The 25,742-nt window shown below is 39.9% G+C and carries 19 protein-coding genes; 5 read left to right on the forward strand and 14 right to left on the reverse strand.

The window, feature by feature from the left end; translation table 11 throughout:
* Positions 1-3 precede the first annotated feature (3 nt).
* A complete protein-coding gene (locus tag QUE03_RS15125; RefSeq protein WP_286262776.1) occupies positions 4-141 on the forward strand; it encodes a hypothetical protein in 138 nt (45 codons plus the stop codon).
* A 186-nt stretch (positions 142-327) separates the two neighbouring features.
* Complete coding sequence (locus QUE03_RS15130) at positions 328-1,056, forward strand: YebC/PmpR family DNA-binding transcriptional regulator (protein ID WP_286262777.1); 729 nt, start codon at positions 328-330, stop codon at positions 1,054-1,056.
* An 80-nt stretch (positions 1,057-1,136) separates the two neighbouring features.
* On the opposite strand, the gene QUE03_RS15135 is transcribed toward QUE03_RS15130, so the two are convergent.
* Positions 1,137-3,731, reverse strand: a complete 2,595-nt coding sequence (locus QUE03_RS15135) for an EAL domain-containing protein (protein ID WP_286262778.1) — start codon at positions 3,729-3,731, stop codon at positions 1,137-1,139.
* 313 nt (positions 3,732-4,044) lie between these two features.
* Here QUE03_RS15135 and QUE03_RS15140 point away from each other — a divergent pair, with 313 nt between their 5' ends.
* A complete protein-coding gene (locus tag QUE03_RS15140) occupies positions 4,045-5,067 on the forward strand; it encodes a LacI family DNA-binding transcriptional regulator (RefSeq protein ID WP_286262779.1) in 1,023 nt (340 codons plus the stop codon).
* A gap of 79 nt (positions 5,068-5,146) precedes the next feature.
* Here the strand turns inward: QUE03_RS15140 and QUE03_RS15145 are convergent, their stop codons facing one another.
* The 10 genes from QUE03_RS15145 to QUE03_RS15190 all read right to left on the reverse strand — a co-directional run bounded on the left by QUE03_RS15145 (position 5,147) and on the right by QUE03_RS15190 (position 20,758).
* Positions 5,147-6,598, reverse strand: a complete 1,452-nt coding sequence (locus QUE03_RS15145; RefSeq protein WP_286262780.1) for an MFS transporter — start codon at positions 6,596-6,598, stop codon at positions 5,147-5,149.
* A gap of 314 nt (positions 6,599-6,912) precedes the next feature.
* On the reverse strand, positions 6,913-9,219 hold the full coding sequence (gene parC, locus QUE03_RS15150; protein WP_286262781.1) for a DNA topoisomerase IV subunit A: 2,307 nt from the start codon (positions 9,217-9,219) through the stop codon (positions 6,913-6,915).
* A 174-nt stretch (positions 9,220-9,393) separates the two neighbouring features.
* Positions 9,394-10,665: a GGDEF domain-containing protein gene (locus tag QUE03_RS15155; protein WP_286262782.1), complete on the reverse strand. Its 1,272-nt coding sequence runs from the start codon at positions 10,663-10,665 to the stop codon at positions 9,394-9,396.
* Entirely contained in the window at positions 10,656-12,560 is a 1,905-nt protein-coding gene (locus QUE03_RS15160; protein ID WP_286262783.1) for a tetratricopeptide repeat-containing diguanylate cyclase, read from the reverse strand. The genes QUE03_RS15155 and QUE03_RS15160 overlap by 10 nt, the downstream gene beginning before the upstream one ends.
* Positions 12,561-12,756: 196 nt before the next feature.
* Positions 12,757-14,262 carry a parallel beta-helix domain-containing protein gene (locus QUE03_RS15165; RefSeq protein WP_286262784.1) on the reverse strand — a complete coding sequence of 502 codons (1,506 nt, stop codon included), beginning with the start codon at positions 14,260-14,262 and terminating at the stop codon, positions 12,757-12,759.
* Between the two features lies 1 nt (position 14,263).
* Entirely contained in the window at positions 14,264-15,475 is a 1,212-nt protein-coding gene (locus QUE03_RS15170) for a cytochrome-c peroxidase (RefSeq protein WP_286262785.1), read from the reverse strand.
* 2 nt (positions 15,476-15,477) lie between these two features.
* Entirely contained in the window at positions 15,478-16,119 is a 642-nt protein-coding gene (locus QUE03_RS15175; RefSeq protein ID WP_286262786.1) for a c-type cytochrome, read from the reverse strand.
* Positions 16,120-16,224: 105 nt separating this feature from the next.
* A complete protein-coding gene (locus QUE03_RS15180; RefSeq protein ID WP_286262787.1) occupies positions 16,225-17,265 on the reverse strand; it encodes a helix-turn-helix domain-containing protein in 1,041 nt (346 codons plus the stop codon).
* Positions 17,266-17,405: 140 nt separating this feature from the next.
* A complete protein-coding gene (locus tag QUE03_RS15185; protein WP_286262788.1) occupies positions 17,406-20,006 on the reverse strand; it encodes a TonB-dependent receptor in 2,601 nt (866 codons plus the stop codon).
* A gap of 329 nt (positions 20,007-20,335) precedes the next feature.
* Positions 20,336-20,758, reverse strand: coding sequence for a VOC family protein (locus tag QUE03_RS15190; protein ID WP_286262789.1), 423 nt, complete (start codon positions 20,756-20,758; stop codon positions 20,336-20,338).
* A 262-nt stretch (positions 20,759-21,020) separates the two neighbouring features.
* Between QUE03_RS15190 and QUE03_RS15195 the strand changes: the two genes are divergently transcribed.
* On the forward strand, positions 21,021-21,545 hold the full coding sequence (locus tag QUE03_RS15195) for a PepSY-associated TM helix domain-containing protein (protein ID WP_286262790.1): 525 nt from the start codon (positions 21,021-21,023) through the stop codon (positions 21,543-21,545).
* A gap of 36 nt (positions 21,546-21,581) precedes the next feature.
* Entirely contained in the window at positions 21,582-22,322 is a 741-nt protein-coding gene (locus QUE03_RS15200; protein ID WP_286262791.1) for a substrate-binding periplasmic protein, read from the forward strand.
* A gap of 127 nt (positions 22,323-22,449) precedes the next feature.
* On the opposite strand, the gene parE is transcribed toward QUE03_RS15200, so the two are convergent.
* The 3 genes from parE to QUE03_RS15215 are packed head-to-tail and all read right to left on the reverse strand — an operon-like array spanning position 22,450 to position 25,737.
* On the reverse strand, positions 22,450-24,336 hold the full coding sequence (parE, locus tag QUE03_RS15205; protein ID WP_286262793.1) for a DNA topoisomerase IV subunit B: 1,887 nt from the start codon (positions 24,334-24,336) through the stop codon (positions 22,450-22,452).
* A gap of 36 nt (positions 24,337-24,372) precedes the next feature.
* The gene (locus tag QUE03_RS15210; RefSeq protein WP_286262794.1) at positions 24,373-24,948 is read right to left on the reverse strand and encodes a YqiA/YcfP family alpha/beta fold hydrolase; all 576 of its coding nucleotides are present in this window, start codon (positions 24,946-24,948) and stop codon (positions 24,373-24,375) included.
* 3 nt (positions 24,949-24,951) lie between these two features.
* On the reverse strand, positions 24,952-25,737 hold the full coding sequence (locus tag QUE03_RS15215; protein WP_286262795.1) for a metallophosphoesterase: 786 nt from the start codon (positions 25,735-25,737) through the stop codon (positions 24,952-24,954).
* Between the last annotated feature and the right edge of the window lie 5 nt (positions 25,738-25,742).

Genomic DNA, 25,742 nt, shown 5'->3' on the forward strand with positions numbered 1-25,742 from the left:
TTCATGCTTAACCGAATAATTGCTAAAATGACTGAACTTACAGACTTTTATCATCAATTACGAAGCCTTAACATTAGCCAATGGGAAGTCGATTCACAGGCATTTACACCACAAATTAACTCTTTACGACAGAAAAGATAACGAGATGCAGTTAATATACTGACATGCGACCATGTGCTAAAGCTGGTCGCACCTTCTTTTGAATTTACCCGCCTCTTCAGAATTTCTTAATTTTTTACTACTTGGATCAATTTACCCTCTCGAAATTAACTTGTCTGGCTGTTAGAATCGTGCAAATTTCTAGATTTAACACGAGAAGCGTTTCAGATGGGCAGAGCTTACCAAAACCGCAAATTATCAATGGCTAAAACTGCGGGCCAAAAAACCAAAGTGTACTCAAAGTACGGTAAAGAAATTTACGTTATCGCCAAAAATGGTGGTGTAGACCCTGACAGCAACTTGTCACTGCGTCGTACCATTGAAAAAGCTAAAAAAGATCAAGTACCTACTCATGTTATCGAAAAGGCAATTGAAAAAGCTAAAGGTACGGGCGGAGAAGATTATGCTGAAGCGCGTTATGAAGGTTTTGGCCCAGGTAACTGTATGGTGATCATTGACTGTTTAACAGACAATGGCAACCGCACCATTAAAGACGTCCGTCAGTGTTTCACTAAAACACATTCTAAAATCGGCTCAACCGGTACGGTTTCTCACATGTTTAACCATCAAGCTGTATTTGCTTTTAAAGGTGAAGACGATGAAGCTGTATTAGAAAACCTGATGATGGCTGATATTGATGTGACTGATGTTGAATTAGAAGACGGGATTATTACCGTATATGCACCGCATACGGAGTTTTATAAAATAAAAACAGAGTTTGCAAACAGCATGTCTGAATATAACTTAGAAGTGGAAGAAATTACGTGGGTGCCACAAACATATACAGAAATCACCGCTGAAGAAGACATCGCAAATTTTGATAAATTCATCGCTATGTTAGAAGATTGTGAAGATGTTCAAGAGGTTTATCATAACGCTGAATTACCAAGCGCTTAACCAATAAGTACAAGAAATAAAAAAGCAGCTTAACGCTGCTTTTTTATTTCCTAATTTCGACAAATTGTAGCGCAAATGCATTAGATGACTTTAGGTATAAATTCCCCTTCAACAGCTGAGTTCTCTACTTGAACAGACTTAAAATGGGCAACTCGTCCGTTCACTTCCTGTCCAAGCCATTGTATATAGTCTTCAATTGGCATTGGTTTAGCGTAATAAAAACCTTGGCCAATATCAGAACCGAAATCGCGTAAAGTATTTTCATCTAATGGACTATTGACTCCCTCAGCAACGACCTCCAATCCCAGCCCTTTAGCCATTTTCACAGTAGTTTCCGCTATAATTTTTCGCTTGTTATCATCACACACATTTTCAACAAACTGGCGATCAATCTTGAGCTCTCGAAACGGTAATTCACTGATATATGCCATAGACGAATAGCCTGTACCAAAATCATCAATAGAGATTGTAATACCTAATTCGCTTAGTTTTCCGATCACAGAAACCGCCACCGAGCTGTTTGAAATCGTGGCTGATTCAGTCAATTCTAGTGCTATTTTACTGGCCGGTAGCTCACTGCGTTCAATTAACTCGACTACAAAATTGTAAAAGTCGTCAGCAAGCACATCTTTACCACTAATATTTATAGATATCATGTGGTTATAGCCATGCTCAATAAGCTCTTGTTGCTGCGATATTGCCTGATTAAGCACCCAGTGAGTTAGCCGATTGATGATACCCATGTCTTCAGCAATAGGAATAAACACGTCAGGTGGAATAAAGCCCTGCTCAGGATGTTCCCATCGTAATAATACTTCGCTTCCGCACACATTCATGGTTTTTAAATCAATTTGTGGTTGGTGATAAAGTTTTAACTTGTTTTGTTCAACTGCCTGTTTTAAATCACTGGCAAGCGCCAAGTTATAAGCTGACAGATCTTCACTTTCAGGCTCAAACTCGGACCATTTATGATGAGTAAATTCGGCATTAGTTAACGCTAGCTGAGCCCTGCTTAACAATTTAATTCCACTGTCACCGTGTTCAGGGTAAGTTGACACACCAATGAGTGCTGATAAAGGTATTTTCAAATCATCAAGCTGATAAGCTTCCTGTACAAGCTGTTGAACAGAACTTATCAGCACGTTCAGAGACTGCTGGCTGTACTGATGATCTACAATAATGGCTAATCGATTACCGTTTAGAAAACTTATTTTTTCACCATTGTCTCCTAAAGTTACGATTGCATCATTGTAGGCAAATAAGGGGGTTAGCCGATCATAAATTCGTTTGAACAACTCTGTGTTTTTAAAATCAGTAACATACAAAACAACCCGCTCAATTTGTTCCGGTTCAATCACCAAGACACTAAAACGTTTATTCTTGGTGACGACCAATTCAGCAATGGCTTTTTCTATCAACACTTTTCTCGGCATGTGCGTACCCGGGTGATAACTAATTTCCCGTAATCGCTCAATTTCAAAGCGCTTCATTCGCTCTGCCAACGCCAGTGCCATAAATATGATTTCAATCAGCACGGCGAACATAAAAGCGTTACGCGTCAAGAATGAATAGTCTAATTGGTTTAGCAACACTAAGGGCTGAATGGTTGCCCCTAATAGCAACGGAATCCATGACAAAAAGTAAAATCTTGCCCAGCCATAAGACCGTTTAAGTCGCAACAAGACGATAGCTAGTGTAATTGCAATAAGAAAAGGCTGTAGACTAAAGAAAAGTTTCGCTTGGTATTCATGCGAAAGTATTTGGCTTATAAGACTTAAAGCGATCAATAAGCCCGCAAAGCAAATTCCTAGCCAGTATAGGCGTCCTCGCGTTTTGTCATACCGTAAGAAAAATAAGCTAAATAGTAATAAGAACAACACTAAGGTGTAATGAAAAAATAGCGAGTAGCGATTTAAAATATGTTGGATATTATCTGGGAAAATCAAGTAACCAAACCCGGTAACACTACCGATAACAACAAATGTCGATAATAAATACCCAACATAGAAAAGGTAAACTTTGTCCTTTATCGCCGTAAATAACACCAGGTTATACAATGCCATCACCAACATTATCCCGACAAATGTCCCATAAAACGCTAACGTGAAAAGCACTTTCTTAGAAAATTGTGATTGCTCATAGGCGATTAAAGGGATATTTGATGGACCTCCCGCGCGCAACTTTAACAGCACTGAGACTTGTGATTCTCGACTTAACTTAAAAACAACCTGAGGAAAAGTGCGAGATAATACACTTTGCTCTGTTTCAATGGGCTTAAGAGTCTGGTTGTCATTGCTCAATAAATAATAAGCTTGTTCAGCTAACATCGCATTATCCACATGAAGGACAATGGAAAGATCGCTCTGCTCAGCGTTTGTTAAATTCAATAAAACCCAATACGTTTTACCACTTAGATCATAAGGAATTTCTTCTGGCTTTGAGTGAACAAAAGAGTCAAGTTGATGCAGTAAATCAGCACTAACATATTTTGACGAATCGTCGATTAAATACCGGTAATCTTGGCTTATTTTTGGGTGAGACTGGGATAACGGAGAAATATTGCTAGATGCAACACTTTGCCATAGGCTGTAAACAATCAAACAAAGTGAGACAACGATTACACCAAGCAATATTTTATGAGCACCTTCAGCTTTTATGCTGCGCTTATTATTCATTCAATAAAACTCTATTAATCACGTTGGGAGTATTATAAGTCAATCCGAAAAAAAATCTCTTCGATTAATCATTAAATAAGAATCTGGATACGACATTAAAATGTACATTAAATAAAGCGTTATAACGGACCAATAATTTGACAAACTCCATTTATGAACCATGAATTTCATGGGATAAGCATGCGCTGTGTTAGTGCTTCTTTTTTCTATCGTTCAAATAAAACAAAAGCAAATTAATTACCCCATTTATATGTACTTAGTTCGTTCTAAAAGGTAGTATTTTGACAATTCATTGGATTGGAAGTTACTCACCGTGAAATCAAAACCCACTTCATTTGATATTGCTTATCGAGCAGGCGTATCTCAATCAACCGTTTCTAGAGCATTACGCAACAGCCCGTTGGTTAATGAAGAAACTCGTTTAAAAGTTCAAGCAATTGCAAAAGAATTAAACTACAAAGTTGATAAAAACGCGAGTAATTTGCGCTCTCAACAAAGTGGCACATTGGCGTTACTGCTGTTTGAAGATCCTACCAACGATGACTCTTTAATAAACCCCTTTTTCTTGTCTATGCTCGGTAGCATCACCAGAGCGTGTTCTGATAAAGGGTATGATTTACTCGTTTCATTCCAACAAATGAACAATGATTGGCATGCTGAATTTGAAGACACCAATAAAGCCGACGGTATAATATTGCTCGGTTATGGTGACTTTGTTGACTATGAAGAAAAGCTGCAGCAACTAATTGAGCAAGATACTCGCTTTGTTAGGTGGGGTGCAGAGGTGAAGCAACTTCCTATTGTTTCAGTAGGTTGTGATAACTTTCATGGCGGCTATCAGGTAACTGAGCATTTAATCAGAAAAGACCGTAAATCCTTCGCTTTTATTGGCGAAGCATCGAGCCATGCACCTGAATTTTTCGATCGTTATCTGGGGCATTCTAAAGCATTAAAGGATAATAATTTGTTAGTTGATGAGTCATTGCAATTTGATGCAATCTCAACTGAAGAATCAGGCTATTTAGCGGCAGAAAAACTCATTACCAGCGGTCAGCCTTTTGATGCGTTATTTGGTGCCAGTGATCTTATCGCAATCGGTGCGATGCGTGCATTACAAAGTCATGGCTATAATGTCCCCGACGATGTTGCTGTTATTGGCTTTGATGATATCCCAATGGCAAGCTTTACCTTTCCACCTTTAACTACCGCAAAACAGAACACAAAGTTGGCCGGTGAGTTATTGGTTGATAGCCTGCTTAAGTTAATCAATGGGGAAGAAGTAAGCACTACTTTGATGCCGACGAGCTTAATCGTACGAAAATCATGCGGCAGTTAACTCCCAATATAATAGCAGCTTATTTAGCTGACAAAAATAAAGGCGCATTAAGCGCCTTTATTTTTATAAGTAGTTTAAGTTAAGCATCATCTTTAACAAAAAATACTGAAAGTGCTGCTAAAAACATCGAGCCACCTGCTAACATAATGATATACACCGCTTGATTGGCAAACACGTTACTTAAAATCCAACCTGATGCAAGACCTGAAATAATTTGTGGCGCAGCGATAGTAAAGTTAAATATCCCCATGTACACCCCTGTTTTATCAGCTGGTAATGCGCCAGCTAAGATGGCATAAGGCATAGCCAAAATCGCAGCCCAAGCAATGCCAATCCCTACCATCGACCATACGAGACCAAGTGCCCCCTGTGGTATTTCAACTTGAGTAATTAATAAATCAACATGGGTAAGTGTCGGATCTTGAAAAAGAATAAAGCTCATATAACCAAGGCCTCCTGCCACTAAACTTAAACCATAGGTAAGTTTTCGGCCAAAAGTGTTGGCAATTCGAGTCATTAGCATTGCAAAAATAACGGAAAACAGTGCTTGTGCTGCATATAAAATACCGACCCAGTCACCAGCCGCACCTTTTGCCGCCGCAATATCTGCTGGCAAACCACCTGCGGCTTTAATGTATGCTGGGTCAAACCAGTCTATGGCAACGCCCCAAGCATGTTGCGTGATAGCAGCAGGGGTGTATGTCCACATAATAAATAAAGCAAACCAAGAGAAAAACTGCACCAAAGCCAATTGCTTCATGATCACAGGCATATCTTTAAACAAGCCCCAAAAACCTGATAATCGCTCAACCAGTGATTTCGATGCTTGCTGGTCTTTAGCAACTACTTCTGCGTCCATACCTTTGAATGCATAATATTGTTCTGGTGGGTATTCTTTGGTTCGAAACACTGTCCATAATACCGAGCCAAGTAAAACCGTAGCACCTATATAAAACGACCAAATCACTGATGGTGCCACTTCGCCTTGGCTTGATAAATTATCTAGCCCAATAACATTGGTTAAGAAGAACGGTAAAATTGAACCAACCACAGCACCAATATTGATCAGTAAAGTTTGAATTGAATAGCCTAAGTTGCGCTGCTTATCTGGTACCATATCCGACACAAGCGAGCGAAATGGTTGAAAGGTTACATTAAATGCCGCATCTTTGATGGCAAAAATCAACAAGCCAAAAATCATCGGAGGTATAAAAGCAACCACCATCGCAGCATTGGGCAGTAGTGCCATTGCGACTGCTGCGACCAAAGCTCCACCGACTATAAACGGTAGTCTGCGGCCCATTTTATTCCAAGTTTTATCAGAAGCTGCGCCAACAATAGGCTGAACAATAAGCCCCATAATTGGTGCAGCAAGCCAAAATAAAGACAAAGACGATAAGTCCGCGCCCAAATCTGACAATATCCGACTCACATTACCGTTTTGTAAGGCAAAACCTATTTGTACGCCGAGAAAGCCAAAACTGACATTCCAAATCTGCCAAAAACTTAATTGCGGTTTAGTAGTATTCATTCTTAGATCCCTGCGCCTAGATTCGTTGTTGTTTTAATTGCATAGACATTTGAACGTAGCAAAGTCGACATACCAGTATTGTTGTTATTTTTCTTGGTGTAGTAACACGTATAAAAAAAGCACACAAACAAACGCCTGTGTGCTCAAAAACGTGTGAATTTATAAAGCACTACGGTTGATATTAAAAAGGGAGTATTAATATCAACCTCAAACAGCATGCTATATCATCACCTTCGATGTTACTTGCTGCTCTGTATTCGCTCAATCACTTGCATACGTATTCAACATGGGTGTCGAAAATCTAATGTCCTCATCTATTCACTAATGTCCTTTGAATCAGGATTAGCCTCTACTTCTGCATCAACAACTTTCGATTCTATTTCAACGCGATCAACACGCTGTAAGCCTCTTGGTAGTTTGTTACCACGACGCCCACGTTCTCCTCGATAATGTTCTATATCAGACGCTTTAAGCGTCAATTTTCTTCGGCCAGCATGAAGGGTTACTCCATCGGTTGGGTTAATAACATGCAATAGAGTGACATACTCTTCACGCGCTTTAGCTCTTGCTGAAGCAATATTAATAATTTTGTTACCTTTACCTTTGCTTAACACAGGTAAGTCTTGCACCGGAAATACCAACATTCGACCTTCACTAGTGATAGACAAGCAGAGCTGATTATCCATATCATTAATGAAACAAGGTGACATAACTTTGGCAGCATTCGGTAAACTAAGCATTGCCTTACCGTTTTTATTCCGGCTAATCATGTCACTGAAACGACCAATAAAACCATAGCCAGCATCAGAGCTTAACAAGTAACTGTCTTCATCAGAGGCCATTACAATTTGCGTAAACGTTTCCCCTGCTGAAATATTAAAGCGTCCAGTCAACGGCTCACCTTGAGAGCGTGCAGTCGGCAAGCTATGGGCATCGGTGGTATATGCTCGACCACTCGAGTCAATAAAGACGACAGGCGCATTACTTCGCCCTTTGGCTGCACATAAAAAGCCATCGCCTGCCTTATAACTCATCGATTCTGGCTCAATGTCATGCCCTTTGGCACAGCGTGCCCAGCCTTTTTCTGACACCACTACAGTTACTGGCTCGCTTGGTACTAAATCTTTTTCAGATAACGCTTTAGATTCATCTCGCTCAACCAATTTCGAACGTCTTTCGTCACCATACTTTTCAGCGGCTTCAAGAATTTCTTTTTTCAACAAGGTGCTCATTCGCGCTTTTGAACCAAGTGTTTTTTCTAGTTTTTCACGTTCAGCATTTAGCTCATCTTGCTCTGCACGAATCTTAATTTCTTCAAGTTTGGCAAGTTGTCTTAGCTTTATTTCTAATATTGCTTCAGCCTGACGCTCTGACAAATCAAAGCGACTGATCAACTCAGCTTTAGGGTTATCGAAATTTCGTATAATTTCGATGACTTCATCAATATTTAAGTAAGCAACTAGTAAACCGTCTAATAGGTGTAACCTTGCTAGCACTTTATCTAAGCGATACTGTAAACGTCTGCGTGTGGTTTCACGTCGAAACTCTAACCATTCAGACAAGATATCGCGCAGATTTTTAACTGCTGGACGGTTATCCAAACCAATCATGTTCAAGTTAACGCGATAACTTTTTTCAAGGTCGGTAGTAGCGAACAAATGCTGCATCAACTGTTCTATGTCTACACGGTTTGATCGAGGAACAACGACTAATCGAATCGGGTTTTCATGATCCGATTCATCACGTAAGTCGACCACCATCGGTAATTTCTTTGCCTGCATTTGACTGGCAATTTGTTCTAAGACTTTGCCACCTGAAGCTTGGTGTGGCAGTGCAGTAATGACTATTTCACCTTGCTCAATATCATAAACAGCACGCATCTTAATGCTGCCACGGCCTGTCTTATATATTTTTTCAATATCAGATTTAGGCGTTATGATTTCGGCATCAGTTGGGTAATCAGGTCCTTGTACATGCTCTAAAACGTCCTCAAGTTCAGCCTTAGGTTGTTCAATTAGATGCACACACGCATTGGCAACTTCCCTCACATTATGAGGTGGAATATCTGTTGCCATACCGACAGCAATACCCGTTATGCCGTTTAGCAAGATATGAGGTAATCTTGCTGGCAGCGTTTTTGGCTCTTTCATGGTGCCATCAAAATTGGGCGTCCAATCAACGGTGCCTTGCCCTAGCTCAGAAAGCAGTACTTCACTAAAACGAGAAAGTTTTGCTTCTGTATAACGCATCGCAGCAAATGATTTCGGATCATCCGGAGCACCCCAGTTACCTTGACCATCTACTAACGGGTAACGATATGAGAATGGTTGTGCCATCAATACCATAGCTTCATAACATGCGGAATCACCGTGGGGATGAAATTTACCTAAAACATCACCTACAGTACGTGCGGATTTTTTGTATTTTGCTGACGCAGAAAGGCCAAGTTCAGACATGGCATAAACAATGCGACGCTGAACAGGTTTTAACCCATCACCAATATGTGGCAATGCACGGTCCATAATGACGTACATGGAATAATTTAAATACGCTTCTTCTGTAAAGCGTCTTAAAGGGACTTGTTCGATACCTTCTAGGCTGAAATCTAGCGCGTCAGACATGAATTGGCTTTCCTAACTAAACAGTACACACTGCTTTAAAACATGGGGATTGGTTTTATTATTATCACTCGATAAATGATGCCAAGATCAATGAGGATCATTTATCGTTAGTTGTAGCTTACTTGATAATTGTGCTCGACAAAATAGATAAAAAGGCAATATTCCTGATTTTTGTTATTTATCTATCGACTTGTTCAAATAACTCTCACAAAGTTCATTTGCCGTAACCACTTGATTACGCCCTTTGGACTTCGCCAAATACATTGCATCATCAGCGCGCTGGATTAATTGATCGAAATCTGTGATTTCTTGTTGATACTGAACAAGGCCAATACTTGCTGTCAGATTGAAAGACCGGCGTTCAGTTTGTTGATTTGTTGACGGCGATACGGCTATATGAAACTCAGCTTGAGCTATTTTATCTTTAAGCCGAACCGCAATGGATTTGGCATCGTCAAGAGTAGCACCAGGTAAGAGAGCAATAAACTCTTCACCACCGATACGTGCAAATACATCGCGAGAACGCATAACTTCTAAACCCAGTTGAGCCACTTGGATAAGCGCCTTATCACCAGTATCATGCCCGTATTGATCATTCACGTTTTTGAAATGGTCAATATCTAAATAAATAATAGATAAAGACTGCTGCCCTTGTTTTGCTTGTTCAAACATCACAAAGCCATCTTCAAATAAACTCGCCCTATTTTTCAACGAGGTTAGGCTATCTATTTGAGCCAACCACAATAGCTTACGGCGAATATTCAATTGTCTTAACATCAACAAAATAAACACAATGGTGATACAAATTAAGATTGCTGTGTCACGTTCATTATCTGATTTTTGTTGTTGAGCTTCTATTATTTTTAATTTTTTAAGCCTACTTTGTTCTTCAAGCAATATTTTTGCTTTATTTTTTTGCTCAATCTTAAATTTCTTTTCAAGCGTTTCATTCATCTTTTCATTGATGGATTCGTTATCATCAAATTTTCGAGTTAAGTATTTTTTCTTTTCTACGAATGCATGATCGTAATCGTTTATCTGGATATAGCTGCGCGCTAAGAGCGCGTGCAGTTCTCTAAAAGTTGATGAATTAACCTGAGACTCCGGCAAATTTTTTGCCAATGCTTTAGTGCTCTCTAGCTTTTCGATGACTAAATTGTATTTCTGCTCATTAAACAGTAGCGCGCCTTCGATAAAATTGATTAAGTATTGCTCAGCGTCATTATTAGCAACGTCTTTAAGGTTATCTATTGAAAAACTGGAATCAATGATCATTGACTCTTGTTGCTTTAACATCTGAATAAAGCGCTTGGCTGCATCGTCAATCAAAAGGTTTACTTTTACTGGTGAAGCTTCTTCCTCTGCGACTTCTTGTGCCAACACAGTTAAAGAGACCGTTGCACAGAGATATAAAAACGATGATAAAAGCCATGTGCTTAGCCGCATACTGTATTTCTCCCAGCGTGCTTAGCTTTATATAGCTGCTTATCCGCGACTTTCATTAAATCACTAAAGTCTTGGTGTTCATCTTTGCAATGTTGAACCACACCAATACTAACGCTCAGCATATGCTCTTGCATTTGCCAGATTTGTTGATAAATTTCTCGCCGTAACTCTTCAGCAATTTTCATTGCTTGGTCGAAATTGGTTGAAGGCAACAAAACCATAAATTCTTCACCGCCAAGTCGACCATATATATTTGGTGAGTGAATAATATTTGATCCGACACGCGCTAATGTTATTAGGGCAGAGTCTCCAATATTATGTCCGTATTGGTCATTAATTTTTTTGAAGTGATCGCAATCGATTAATAAGACCGACAATGGGTTATCCGTGCTGTTAGATTTTGTTAGAAGCTGGTTTCCTTGCTCAATCAAAAAACGACGATTTGCAAGTCCAGTCAAGGGATCTGTGCGTGTCGCTTGAACGAGCTTTTTTTGCCCTCGGTAAATGCGATGTAAAATCCAGCCAAAAATCAGTGACACAACGGCTAATACGGTTATGTACTTTTCTTTATCTGTGGCTTGTCGATTGGCTTCAGAAAGTTTGATATTTTCGATATCAGCTTGGTTTTCGAGTAACTGATTTTCTAGATCGGCCTGCTCACTGTCAAAGCCTAGCCTAAGTTCAGCGACTACCTGATCTTGTTTACCGGCTAGGTAAATCATCTCTAATTCAGAATAATGATCTAACAAGTGATATGCCTGTTCAAACAATCCCAGGTCATAATGTATAAGCGCTTGTAACACCTTAATTCTTAATGCACTGGAAATGTTATGTGAAAAGCCGCCTTCGTTAATGAGCTCTTCAGCTTCATGTAAAGTGTCTAACGCTTCATCATAATGTTTAATTGCATCAAGCGCCCATGCCTTATCAATTAAGAAACGAAGTTTAGTGTATTTACCTTCTATTTGATCAATAAAGGCACTCGCTTGTAATAGGTCTTGATAAGCTTGTTCATCAGCCTCATCTCCTTCTTTTCTCGCTTTGGCAAATGCTAGACCAAGATAAGCGCTGATAATTATTTCGGTGTTTTTAATTTTATCTTGGTTGTCTGCAATCTGCTGATATGACTCTATCGCTTTTTCATAATTTTCAATATTGGCATAGTTGATACCAAGGTTTCGCATATTGTTATAGGCGTTACCATAGCTCTTAATTTTGATGTAATGCTGATAAGATTTTTCATAGAATCTAATTGCCTGTTCAGCTTCACCTAACTGACCATATAAAATACCTAGCTCAGAATAAATAGAGCCACTAAGCTCGTCATCATTAACTTGAAACGAGATTTTTAACGCATCTTGCAAGGCAACAATAGATAGCTCTTCTTGATTAGTTTGATAATAAATAGCCCCTAAATTAATCAAGCCCTTTGCAATTTGCTCTTGCTGCTCTAAAGATTTGGCAATTTCAAAACCTTCTAGGTAATGGCGCTTAGCCAAAGACAAGTCGCCTAAACTCTCATTGGAAAAGCCTAAGTTATAAAATAACTCAGAAGTTAATGTGCTTGGACTATTAATGTCACGAGCTAGATTAAGGCCTTGCTCAGCCGCCTCCTTGCTTTTGGGATATTCACCTAGCTCAAGGTAGATCTCTGATTTTACATGATAGAAGTGAATTTTATCGTTAATGCTTGTTTGCATTAACTGTGGTGATAATTCATTCAGCAGCGCAAGCGCTTCTTTTGGTTCAGATTTGGTTAAATTATCAATAAAAGTCACACGATCGCTAAAGCTCTCTTCATAAGCTGTCGTAACAAAACTTAGTAAAGAACCACATATCATGAGCAACCAAGCAACGACTTGACGCTTAATTAATCGCCGACCAAAAGTTAACAATAAACAAACCAATTATTTTTATAAGAAAAACAGTATAAAACGAATAATTATTAAATTAAAACACATACTCAAACAATTAGTGATTTATTCGATAATTAGTTGGGCTTGTCACTTTAAACTTATCTTTATTTACTAACTTCAATACACAAAGATAAAAAAACCGGCGATATCGCTAGCTTTTTATTATCCACTATGATCAATTTTCCCTTGATAACATATAGTTAGCAACCGCTAATCTAGTTTCTTCATCAAGATAGTTTTGCGGCGGCATTTCAGGGTAGTCATCCCGTTTTTTCACTGGTTTCGCAATATAGTCAGCGAGCCCTTTGGCATTATCCATGTACAACGCTTGAATAATTTGTACTGGTGGACCAATCATTCTGCCTGTATAGGTATGACAGCCTGTGCAAATGCCCAGATAGGCAATTTTTCCTCTTTCTTCACTTTTAATAACGCGCGGTGCAACTGGCTCATCAAGAATATAGGTATCAATGGCATCTGTGTTTGAAAATTCACATTCATTCCAATCATTCACGCCTACCGTGACATAACGATGACGATTAATAATACAACTGTCTCTGCTTGTACCGACACGCAGAATATCGGGGTTACCTTGTTTGAATTCGGTCAGCATTAACGCTTTTGCTTCGTCAATGGTATCAAAACCATTGTTCATCATTAGGTTGTTGAGGATCATAATTCTATCAGGTTTAGAGTCTGCTCCTGGGTCAATCGTGGTATTGGGCGCATTTTCATGATCTGTGATGATAATACCGGCAGTTTTATTGCCCGTAATAATATTATCTTCAACTATGACTTCATCTGCTGCCATGATCAAAATACCAGTGCCTGCAGGAATACCGGCTACGGTAGAACCCGGTGCACCAAAATTCGCCGTGTTGTTATCGACAATAAAGTTATCTCTGATGATGACATCAAAAGTCGTTTTAATTGGTAGCCCTGGGGTAATAAAGGCCAATACCCCACCCGTGTTATTGTGTACATAATTGTTTTCTACAATGGCATGACGAGAGTTTTCAATTTCAATGCCTGCAACAGAGTCAAACACTTCATTTCTTGAAACATGAATGTTATCACTCATACCTACATAAATAGCGGCGTCTTCAATGCCCGAAATGATGTTGCCTTCAACAATACCGTTTTTACCTAGTTGTGGGAAAATACCGTATACACCGGTATCAACAATGACATTATCACGGATTTCAAAGTTGTTACCCGCTTGCCCCATGATGCCATTGCCTTTGTATTTTGTGATGGTTAGGTTTTGCACGACAATGTTATTGCCTGAATACAAAATGGCGTCATTTAAGGTGCCTTTTCCATCAAGTATCGCGCGTTTTCCTTCACGAATAACGCCGATGATACGAATATCATCTTTATCGATATACACGGTTTCATGATAAGTGCCAGGCATCACTTGAATGGTATCGCCTGGGCTGGCTTTTTTAACCGCTGCCATAATCGACTCACCGTCGTCAACGACATGGGTTTGGCCCACACTTTCACGTTGAATAACAGCAGATTTTGATGCAGAGCTCCCGCTAGCTTTTTTGTCAAAACCGCCGCTATAACTAGCGCCACCGTTACTCGAAGTGATCACAGGTGATTGATTATCTTTTCCTATAAAGAGTCCTACACCAAAGGCGACGAGTATTAGGGCGAGACCTAATTTCTTATTCATATTATTCTCCGAGCACTTTTTCTGTTGAAGTGAATTTTTTGTTATTGTTAGATATCTGATATTGGCCATCGAGTGGCGGCAGTCCTGAAGGCACAGCCATGGGCACTTGGGGTGTTAAGCTTTCATCAGTTAATGCCCCTAAGAACTCTACAATGAGATCAAGCTCTTTGTCGGTCAGCTTTGGCTCCCAAATATGCCAATGTAACTGTAATTTTTCATTTTCAGGCACCGCGTGACCACGCCCTTTATTATAAAATTCTACCGTATCTCTAAGCTCACTAAAGTTTCCGGCATGCATGTATGGCGCAGTTTTGACAATATTTCTAAGCGTTGGCACTTTAAATCCACCACGTAGCTTTTTCGCCTTGTAGGTTTTCTCTGCGCCAACATCAAACATACGATTTTGTCCTTCTGCAACCCCAATCACCGCAATTTGATTGTTGGTAAATAAAGGCGGTTGGTGGCATTCAGCACAGCGTGCAACAAAAGATCGAAAAATGTTATGACCTTTAATTTCATTTTGAGTCAGCGCATCATGGTAACCATGCGCGTATTGATCGTAACGACTATTTAGTGAAATCAATGAGCTTTGAAAGGCGGTTAACGCTGTATAAATATGGTTTAGTTCAATTAAGGAAAGCTCTGGGAATGCTTGGGCAAACATACGCGGATAATGGGGATTACTGCGTAAAGTCGCTAACAACTGCTTTGGCGTATTACCCATTTCTTTTTTATCAAAAAGAGGCCCTGACGCTTGCTGCTCCAATGTATTTGCTCTGGCATCCCAGAAAAACTTATCCAAAAATGCGACATTCCATAGCGAAGGTGCAGAGCGTGCAACCTTTTCCCCTGTGACACCAATACTGCGATCTAAATCATCGCTAAACCCTTTTTCCGGTTGATGGCAACTGGCACAAGAGATAGAACCGTCTTGCGACAACGCAGGGTCAAAAAATAAAAAACGTCCTAAATCTATTTGCGCGGGGGTGAAGCCGTCACGATGCTTGGGCAGTGACGTTTGTGTTCCACCAACGCCCCTATTTTGCACAGAGTCGTAAATTTGATAACGATTAACCAAATGACAACGTCCATTGATCAATTCAAAACTTGGCGGACACTGCTCTGCTAAAGCAAATTGTGTCGTTGACTTTGCGTGCACGGGCTTTGCGAAAAATAAAATACTGATGTAAATAACGACAACTCGAATCATCATAACTATTCACGCTGCTTAGAAATAAAATAGAGTATATCGTTAAGTTCTTTTTCAGAGACGACGCGGGCCATCATTGCCATTTGCTTACCGAGTTTATCCTCAACATGTACGCCTCTAATACCGGAAACAAAGTTCTTCATTTGCTGTGATAGATATTTAACGCGATGTCCACTCAATTTGGGAGCATTGAATGACTTGTTTCCTTGTGCCTTACCACCATGGCAAGCACCACATTTAGCTTGGTAATAACGAGATCCATTCATGAAGTCACCTTTGAGCTCTTCTTTGTGCAAGGAAACCGGCAATGAGTGAATATACTGTGCCAGCACTGTGATATCTTTTGGATCTTTTAAATGACTAACACTCGCTCGCATCTGTTGGCCACCAGTGTCTTGTGGGTGGGCACCTCGAATACCACTGACGAAATTATTGAGCTGACGTGAAATGTACCAAGCTGATTGCCCAGCAATACTTGGCGCACTTAATTGCAGATTTCCTTGCCCTTGTTCACCATGACATGCGGTACAAGATGAGAACAATTCCTGCCCTTTTTGCGCAATTGCAACTTCTTGCGCACCAGCAATTAATGGCAAAGACATTTGACCGACGACTAGCGCCAACGTTAAGAAAAATTTGCTGTTCATGACACTCTCTTTTATCCAAAGGTAGTGTCACTATATGATTGCGCCGCCGCTAATGCTGACGGATTATGGGAAAAGTCTGACGAATTTTAAAATAACTCAATAAAATCAAGAATGGCTATGCTTTTTACGGTATTCAGTGGGTGTGATCCCATGGGTATTTTTAAATGCTTTGTTAAATGAACTTAAACTACGGAAACCACTATCAAGAGCAAGCGTTAACACCGGCATTTGAATAAATTCGGGTTGAACTAGCTTTTCAGATACTTCACTGATGCGATAGAAATTTAGAAAGTCATTAAAATTACGATAATTCATCTCTCCATTAATGAGATGCCGTAATTTATATTCATGAATCGCAAGGTGTTTAGCAAAACTAGCAATGGTAATACCGTCTTGTTGGTATAGCTTTTCGTTTTCCATCGCTGCAACAATTCGCTCAAGCTCTTTCGAAGATGTTTTTATTGCATCAGTATCAGACTGTCTATTGCTTTGCGTAACAAATAATACATTGAGCTTACTTTCAAACAAAAAGTAATTGATTGTAGTAACAAGCCCTGCCATTAACAGGCTTTTGAGAATATCAATGCCACTCCAATTCAACTTTAAAATCTGTTCAACGATAATGATCAGAAAAATATAAATTGCTGATACTGAAATAACACCGCCACGAATATAACGACGCTCCTGGATTAAATCGTCACGCCAACTCAAGATAGCAACATAAAAAGCGTGAGCGATAAGTGATAATTCCAAAATTAGTTGTAAATAAAAATACACCAAGGCTAAAGAAACGTAATTGCGCAACTCTACGTCAAAACCCAACTGGATGAGCTTCACTGTTAAAGGTAATAGTAAGGTCGATGCCGCCAGCCAATATTGCCATTTCTTAATTTGCGTATTATCCGCAAATACACTTTGCGCAGTTAACCAAAATACCCCTGGCAAAGCGTTGCCCGCAATAAAACCGATATAAAAGATTGGCGTTGAAACATAAGTATATAACTCACCAATAATATAACCCGCGCCTGATAGCATTAATAAGATAAACAACTGAATGGGTTGGTTATTTTTGTAGTGTTTCAATAATATCAATACACACAAGAAAATTTGTGCGAACGCAAAATGAGAGAAAAAAGTAGCTAGCATGTCTGTATTATTTCTTATTGGTATAAAATCATACTAATCATTTAACGCACAAAGTTAAATAGCATGACGGGAATCTTCAGTAGTGCTCAAAGCAAAAAGCCTAGCAACAGCTAGGCTTTTTATTCAGTTAGATTAGACATTTAGAATGAGTACTTAAAGTCAACACCCGCTTCTAGACCGCGGTTAATCCGACCAATAGGTGTACCTAAGACATCAGCCGTTAAACCACCGATAGACAAAACGTAACGTTCATCCAACAAATTTTTCCCCCAAAGGCCAACCTCAATGGTATCGTCATCATTTTCCCAAGACACACGGGCATTAAGTAATGAGGTATCATCAAAATAAGCGCTGACTTCTTTTTTGTAATCCTCTAACCCTGGCTCATCAGCGTTGGTATTTTCCAAAAAAACATAATCGACATGGAAATTTACTGTGCCGACATCAAAGTTGGGTGCCCAATCTAACGTCAATGTGTAGTTTAAATCAGCATCAGAATCTGTCGTTTGAGCTGGAACTAACTCTCCTTCACCGTTATAAAAATCTGGTGAGAAATTATCAGTGCTGCGAATTTCTGAGATCACCCCCAGCGTCAAGCTATCGGTTGCTAACCATTTGAGATCAAATTCAAAACCTGTAATTTCTCTATCTTCATTAATAATAGTTGGTACCGCTTGCGGCGAGCCCGGTGTTTTAGACTGAATCGAGCGTTGTAAATTATCAAGTTCTAAATAATAGGCACTGACATTAGCGATGACTTGATCCCACAAAATACCTTTATAGCCCAATTCATAGTTAGTGGTATCTTCGGGTTCGAAAGCTTGTGTACTTGGCGCTAATGAATCAAAGCCACCTGATTTATAGCCTGTAGAATATGAACCAAACAGCATATGGTCATCATTAATTTGATAACTTGCCACTAATCTACCAGTGACTTTGTCCCAATCATCAGACGCTTTTAGATCTGCTGGCTGAAACAATAAATTGTTTACTCCGGCACGTAGCTGCGTGAACGAGTTGTCAGGTATTAACCAAGTGAAGTCTTTTTCGTCTTTAGAATAACGAAGCCCTGCAATAATGTTCCATTGTTCGGTCAGTTTATAGTCAATGTCTGCAAAAATACCCCAGTTGGTAAAGTCTCCAGTATTGTTTACCGTTTCTTGCCACCATTGTCCGCCATAACTTGGCCCCATTACTTCAGCGAGCCCTAATTGAGCAGCGACGACATCATAGGTGACATCACCCGTTGCTTGAACAATGTCTGAAGTTAGTGGTACACCAGGCATACCAATTGCAGCCATAATATCATCAGCAAAACCCAATGCATTTAACGCACCCGCCCATTCTGGCGCATTCCACATATGATCCATAGGAAAGCCGCTAGCACTATAAAAATTATCAACAACAGCCTCAAATGTTGCGCCTGGGCCAAATGCGGCTTCAGCATTGGCATCAGCATTGCCGCCAATCATGCCTGCAACTTGTTCTGCAATACCACCTCGGATGAACTGATTCAGCTCACCAGTAATTAACCTAGCCGCGGTATCAGCGGTAAGGTTTAACTCAGTTGTTTGCTTAACATCTTCTTTTGAATAAGAAAAGCCTGCCACGGCATTAATTTTATCACTAACATAATTAAGCTGTAGTTCTGTATAAAATATGTCTGAATCTTCATTATTCGAAGTATCAAAATAACGGGTAATGTCAGCAGTACCGTCTTCATCTTGACGATTCACCGTGTCCCAATCACGATAAGAGGCGATATATTTCATTGACAAGTGCTGATCAAACTCATGAGTTAACTTAGCGGTGATGCCATACATATCCCTTTTCTCAACACCTTTTCTAACATCATTCTCAGCCTTTGACGCGAACGGTTTAGTACCTTGATTGTAGGCAAATTCGCTAAAGCCTATCGCCATAGGGGGACCTTGTTCTAAGTCGTCAAAATCGTAAGCTATTTGGAAGTTTGTACTACTTGATATATTCCACAACACCGAGACACGCCCCGCATCATGAGAGCGCTCTCCCAAATCCCATACTTTATTATTATCGTTCCAGTTTGGACGAGCAATATTGTCAACAATACCGTCTTGTGAATTGGTCAACGCATTTGCACGAACAAATACATTGTCACTTATGGGCACGTTAATCATGCCTTCAATACGCTGTAAATTGTCACTGCCTAAGGTCGCTTTAACAAAACCTTCAAACTCTTGTTGAGGAGAATTGGGCACCATGTTGACGACGCCCATTGCAGCGTTTCTGCCGAACAGTGTTCCTTGTGGACCTTTTAATACTTCCACTCGCGCCATGTCTGAAAAGATAACATTTTGCGCTGCCCTTGGCATATAAACATCATCATAAAACGTTGCCGACGAAGGGTCTCCACCGACACTGATATTGGGGCTAGAAATACCACGCATAGTGATGCCAGCTTGGGTCATGTTGCCATCATCAAAGTCAAAGCCCGAAACAAATTTATCAATATCGCTGAGTAATACAGAGCTGCTTTCTTCGATTGTATCCGCGCTAATGCTCGAGACTGTAACAGGCACTTTAAGAATATTTTGAACGCGCTTTTGAGCAGTAACCGTAACTATTTCAATGTCTGAATCTGGTGTATTTTCTTCTGCAGATAACCATAATGGTGTAATGGCTAGCGCTGAGATAATCGCTTGGCTGATAATATTGTACGAATGCACTTTACGCTGTGTTTCATGCTTACCCTGTTCACTCATTCTTCTCTCCCCCTAATCAACTTTGCTTGAACGCAACGTAGATTTACCAATTTATTTTTATTTTATGCTTAGCGATTTTTATATTGCTCAATTCACTATATTGATGGAGATCAAGCAATGCTTACGGAAAGTTAAAAAAACCTGACGAATCTTTAGAGTAACCTGAGTGATTATTGAAAACGTCAATAATAATAGCTAATTGAGTGTATAAATGTGGAAATAGAGCAAAATGAGAGGAGTTATATCAGGTTCATTTTCGGCTACATATACCTTGTGACTTTCGCTCAATACCAAATAAGAGCCAGCGATACATATAACAGCACCCAGTGCTATTTTGCATAAATAATTTTTGCTAGTTCAAAATCCCAAAAACTAGCTTCAATCTTATTACCGTCCGGCTCAATAATAAAACAACCATAATAAGGCTCACCATATTCAGGTCTAGATCCGGGTTTACCGTTGCACTTACCGCCTAAAGAAATGGCTTGTTGATAAAAGTTCTTCACCTGTTGCTTATTTTTAGCAACGAAACCAACATGTGTTCCATTGCCCGCACTCGCAGGGGCTTTGTCGAAAGGGATTTGTACCCAAAATTCCGGATAACCTTTGCCAAATGCCAGCGCATGCTCATATTGAGAGACTAGTTCAATATCTAAGGTAGCCAACAACGGTTGATAGAACTGTTTTGCTCTCACTAAATCATTGGTTCCAAGGGACATATGGCAAATACTGCGTTGATGGTTACTATCCATAAATTTTCTACGCTCCAAAGCTGATTTATCGATGTTAATCTTATCACGGCTTTAATTAATATGACTCTTTTAAACAAAGGAAGTATCCGAATTAACCTAGCCTCTACAACGTTACTAACTAACTTGTAACCCATGATATTAACAAAATAAGACCAATAAGCAGATTACTGCGATGACCTTACGCAAGATCAATTGAGCTAAGTCGTTTGTTTTTGCTAAACTTCATGCTTGCACCCTTTCTCCCAATGTCTCGCAGGTATAAATGAAGTTTTCCTCTTTCAATAGAACCACACATAAATGGGCAAGTATCATTATTGCCTTACCTTTGTTGCTCGTGATTATCACGGGGATATTGCTGTTAGTCAGAAAAGAATTTGCCGCGCTACAACCCCCTTCGCAAAAAGGCATAGCAACCATACCTTCCATTGGTTTTGAGCAAATATTATCGGCCGCTAAAAGTGTAAAAGAAGCCGAAGTACATAGCTGGGAAGATGTCGATAGATTAGATGTTAGGCCCAGTAAAGGCATTATCAAAATTCGTGCTAACAATAGCTGGGAAATCCAAATAGATGGCCAAAACGCGCAAGTGTTACAAGTAGCCTATCGACGCTCTGAATGGATAGAAAGCTTACATGACGCTACATATTTTCAGGATTCTGCCAACTTATGGTTGATGTTGCCTGTAGGCATCGCTTTATTATTGTTATGGCTCACTGGTTTGTACTTGTTTTGTGTGCCGTATGTTAAAAAGTGGCAGCGTAAGAAAAATAAGCAATGGTATTACTAGTGCTAGCACAGTCAAATATCGAACATTAGAAATAAGATGAGTTTTCTATCATATTTACGCCTATTATCTTGCGTAAAAATAGTGCTTCTGCTGACTTTGATTTTGGCGCAGGTTGTTTCCAGACATGCCGCCGCAGACGATAGTATAACCATTGTAGGAGAGCCTTTCCCACCACTTCAATTTAAAGAAGGCAGCGATTTTGTAGGTCAATCAATAGATATCGTAAAAAAATTATTGGCTCAAACGGGTGTGCAAGGTGAAATAGAGCTTTATCCTTGGGCGCGGGCATTTCATATGGCGCAAACAAAAAAAAATGTGTTGTTGATTTCTGTTGCTAGAAATCAAGCACGAGAAAAGAAGTTTAAATGGGTTGGAGAAATCAGCAACAGCAAAAGCTTTTTTTGGACCTTAAAGTCTAATCCTGAAACGGTGAACGTTTCAACATACGATGAACTTAAACACTTTAAAATAGTGACTCAACGATATGATCATTTACATGATTATTTGCTGGCCAATGGCTTTGATCGTGAAATCCCGCTGACCGCAGTCACTAATAAGTCGCAAGCTATTAAGATGCTATATGCGGGTAGAGTCGATTATATTTTGGGATCAGAAATATATTTAAAAAATCGAATCAGCCAGCTGGGCTTAGATCCGACATTAATCACACCAGTATTACCTGTGAATGCGAAAAAAAGTGGGCTCTATCTCGCTTTTTCACCGCAAACGTCTGATGCTTTGGTAGAGCGATTTCAACTGGCTTTTAAGTCGTTATAGGACATTCATTAGCTGTCTGTCATCTAGATTGATGCAATACCCTTATCGACGACGCTCTGATTCCACCTGAACCAATCAAAAAAGCCCGCTATATATAGCGGGCTTTTTTGATTGAGTTAGTTTATTATTACACTTCAGCCATGTCGCCCTTCGTTTGTAACCATTCTTTTCTGTCACCACTACGCTTTTTAGATAACAACATATCCATAGTCTCCATGGTTTGTGAGTGCTCATCAACAGTCAATTGTACTAAGCGGCGAGTATTAGGATCCATGGTCGTTTCACGTAATTGTAAAGGGTTCATCTCCCCCAGCCCTTTGAAGCGCTGAACATTAACTTTACCACGTTTTTTTTCGGCTTCTATACGATCTAAAATACCGTCTTTTTCACCTTCATCTAAGGCATAAAATACTTCCTTACCGACATCAATTCGGTAAAGAGGCGGCATGGCAACATAAACATGCCCAGCTTGAACAAGTGGTAAAAAGTGCTGTGTAAACAGTGCACATAATAACGTAGCAATATGCAATCCATCCGAGTCAGCATCCGCTAATATACACACCTTTCCGTAACGCAATGCCGATAAATCTTCACTGTCTGGATCTATCCCTAAAGCAACCGATATATCATGCACTTCTTGCGACGCTAAGATTTGGCCAGAGTCCACTTCCCACGTATTAAGTATTTTTCCTCGTAGCGGCATTACTGCCTGAATCTCACGATCTCGTGCTTGTTTAGCACTACCGCCCGCAGAGTCACCTTCCACTAAAAACAATTCCGTTCTGTCGGTTTCTTGGCTACCGCAATCGGTTAGTTTTCCTGGTAATGCTGGGCCTTGGGTAATTTTTTTACGAACAATCTTTTTCGCCGCACGCAATCGCCTTTGGGCGTTTGAGATACAAAAGTCAGCTAAAGCTTCTGCAATTTCAGTGTGCTCATTAAGCCATAAGCTGAAGGCATCTTTGACAACACCAGTGACAAAAGCAGCGCATTGGCGAGAACTTAAGCGCTCTTTAGTTTGACCAGCAAATTGTGGATCTTGCATTTTGACAGACAAAATATAACTACATTTGTCCCAAATATCATCAGGGGTAATTTTAACGCCGCGCGGAATAAGGTTTCTGAATTCACAAAACTCACGCATCGATTCCAATAAGCCTTGGCGCAAACCGTTAACATGAGTACCGCCTTGAATGGTTGGGATCAAGTTAACATAACTCTCACCTACTGACTCGCCGCCTTCAGGCAACCAAGTTACAGCCCAGTCAGCCACTTCATTTTGTGAGGTAAACTTGCCTATGAACGGCTCATCCGGTAAGCAAATATTGTCTTTTAAAGATTCTTTAATGTAATCACGAAGCCCGTCGGCATAACACCACTCTTCTTTTGCTCCATCATTTTTATCATGAAACTTGATGGTTAATCCTGGACAAAGTACGGCTTTAGCTTTCAGTAAGCGTTTTAGTTTTGAGACTGAAAACTTAGCTGAATCAAAGTATTTTTCATCAGGCCAAAATTTTACTCTTGAGCCAGTATTTCGCTTTCCAACTGTGCCTGTTTCAGTTAACTCTTGTACTTTTTCACCGTGCTCGAACGCCATTTCAAATACTTTACTATTGCGTCTTACGATCACTTCAACACGTTTTGATAAGGCGTTTACAACTGAAATACCTACGCCGTGCAAACCACCGGAAAATTGGTAGTTCTTATTGGAAAACTTACCACCAGCATGCAATTTGCAGAAAATTAACTCAACACCTGAAACCCCTTGCTCTGGGTGGATGTCGGTCGGCATACCTCGACCATCATCAATAATTTCTAACGACTGATCTATGTCTAGAATAACACTAATATTTTGAGCAAATCCTGCTAACGCTTCATCAACAGAGTTATCAATAACTTCTTGACCGAGATGGTTCGGTCGGTCAGTGTCGGTATACATACCAGGACGACGACGTACTGGCTCTAAACCGCTTAAAACTTCAATGGATTCGGAATTATATTGATCGCTCATAGAGTATTATATTCTTATTCTGTATAGGATGTAGTTTTACGTTAATTGTAAAAAATTCACAATATTTGGCAGCATTTTTTCGAAGTTGAGAAAACTATGATCGCCGCCTTCTTGTACAATCAACTGGCTTTGCGCGTATTTTTGTACCGCTTGACGGTAATCTAACACTTCATCACCTGTTTGTACCATGACTTGATAATTTTTTTGATCTATTTCTTGTTGTTCTAATCTTTTTAAGTCACTCATGTGCTCTGATGACACTTGGTAAACCTCACCAGTGTATGGGTTTGTTTGCTCACCAATATAATCGGCCAATAACGAATATGGCATAACCGCAGGGTTTACCAATACTGCTGGGAGTTGATACTTTTCTGAAAAATACGTGGAAAAATACCCACCTAATGAAGAACCTATCAAATGCCACTTATCTTTCGGGTAAGTCGCAATAATCTCTTCTAATTGCTTAATCGCTTGCTTTGGAGAGTTGGCGATTTGCGGGCAATGAAACGCAACGTTTTCGTGATGGGTTTTGATGTAATTTTCCGTCAGTTTCGCTTTCATTGACCCTGGTGATGAATTAAATCCGTGTATGTATAGAATTCGAGATTTCACGTCCTAATCGCCCTTAACTGCGCAACTGTAATTTGTATCTGGTAAATAATGCACATGTGTGCGGTAACTGCCATTATCATGTAACTCGATTATTCGATAGCCTGGTCCCATAGCCAAGGCTTTTACTGTTGGCGCTTGTGTATCAAATTGTATTGAGGTTGCAGGACATGTTAATAGGTCGCAGTATTTGCCTGTTTGCTGCTTAGTCAAAGTCATTCCTCGATGCACATGTCCGCAGGCAATTCCCTTTAGTAAAGGTAGTTGTTGTAAACTCTGCCATAAAAAGTCTTGGTTTGTCAGGTGATGACGATCGATAAAGTACCCGACATCAATAGGGTGATGATGCATAAATATCCATTGATATTTATCTGGCAGTGCCTGGTTTACCAATGTTGATATCTCGCTAGGAACTATATACCCAGCTGGTGACTCTGATTTCGAAGCAACTAAGTTAATTTCCCAGTGGGCCGTTGTGATGTTCTTGTTTGAACTAAATGGCTCACCCTTGAGGTGCTTTGCTAACAATGTTGGGCAGTCATGGTTTCCTGCGACGAAGTAAACAGGATGCTCTAAGTTCGTTTGTAAGATAAGCTCTGCAAAGTGTTGATATGATCGCTCACTGTGGTCTTGTGTTAAATCTCCGGTAAACACGACGGCATCAAATTCACCGTTATTTGATAGTTCCGCTAGTATATTCGCTAAATTGTCGTAGACATTAACACCGTGATGTAATGCGTGACGATCTGCATATAAATGACTATCTGAGATTTGAGCAATGATAAAAGACATAAAAT

Source organism: Thalassotalea atypica (assembly GCF_030295975.1).
In the GTDB taxonomy this organism is placed as follows: Bacteria; Pseudomonadota; Gammaproteobacteria; order Enterobacterales; family Alteromonadaceae; genus Thalassotalea_F; species Thalassotalea_F atypica.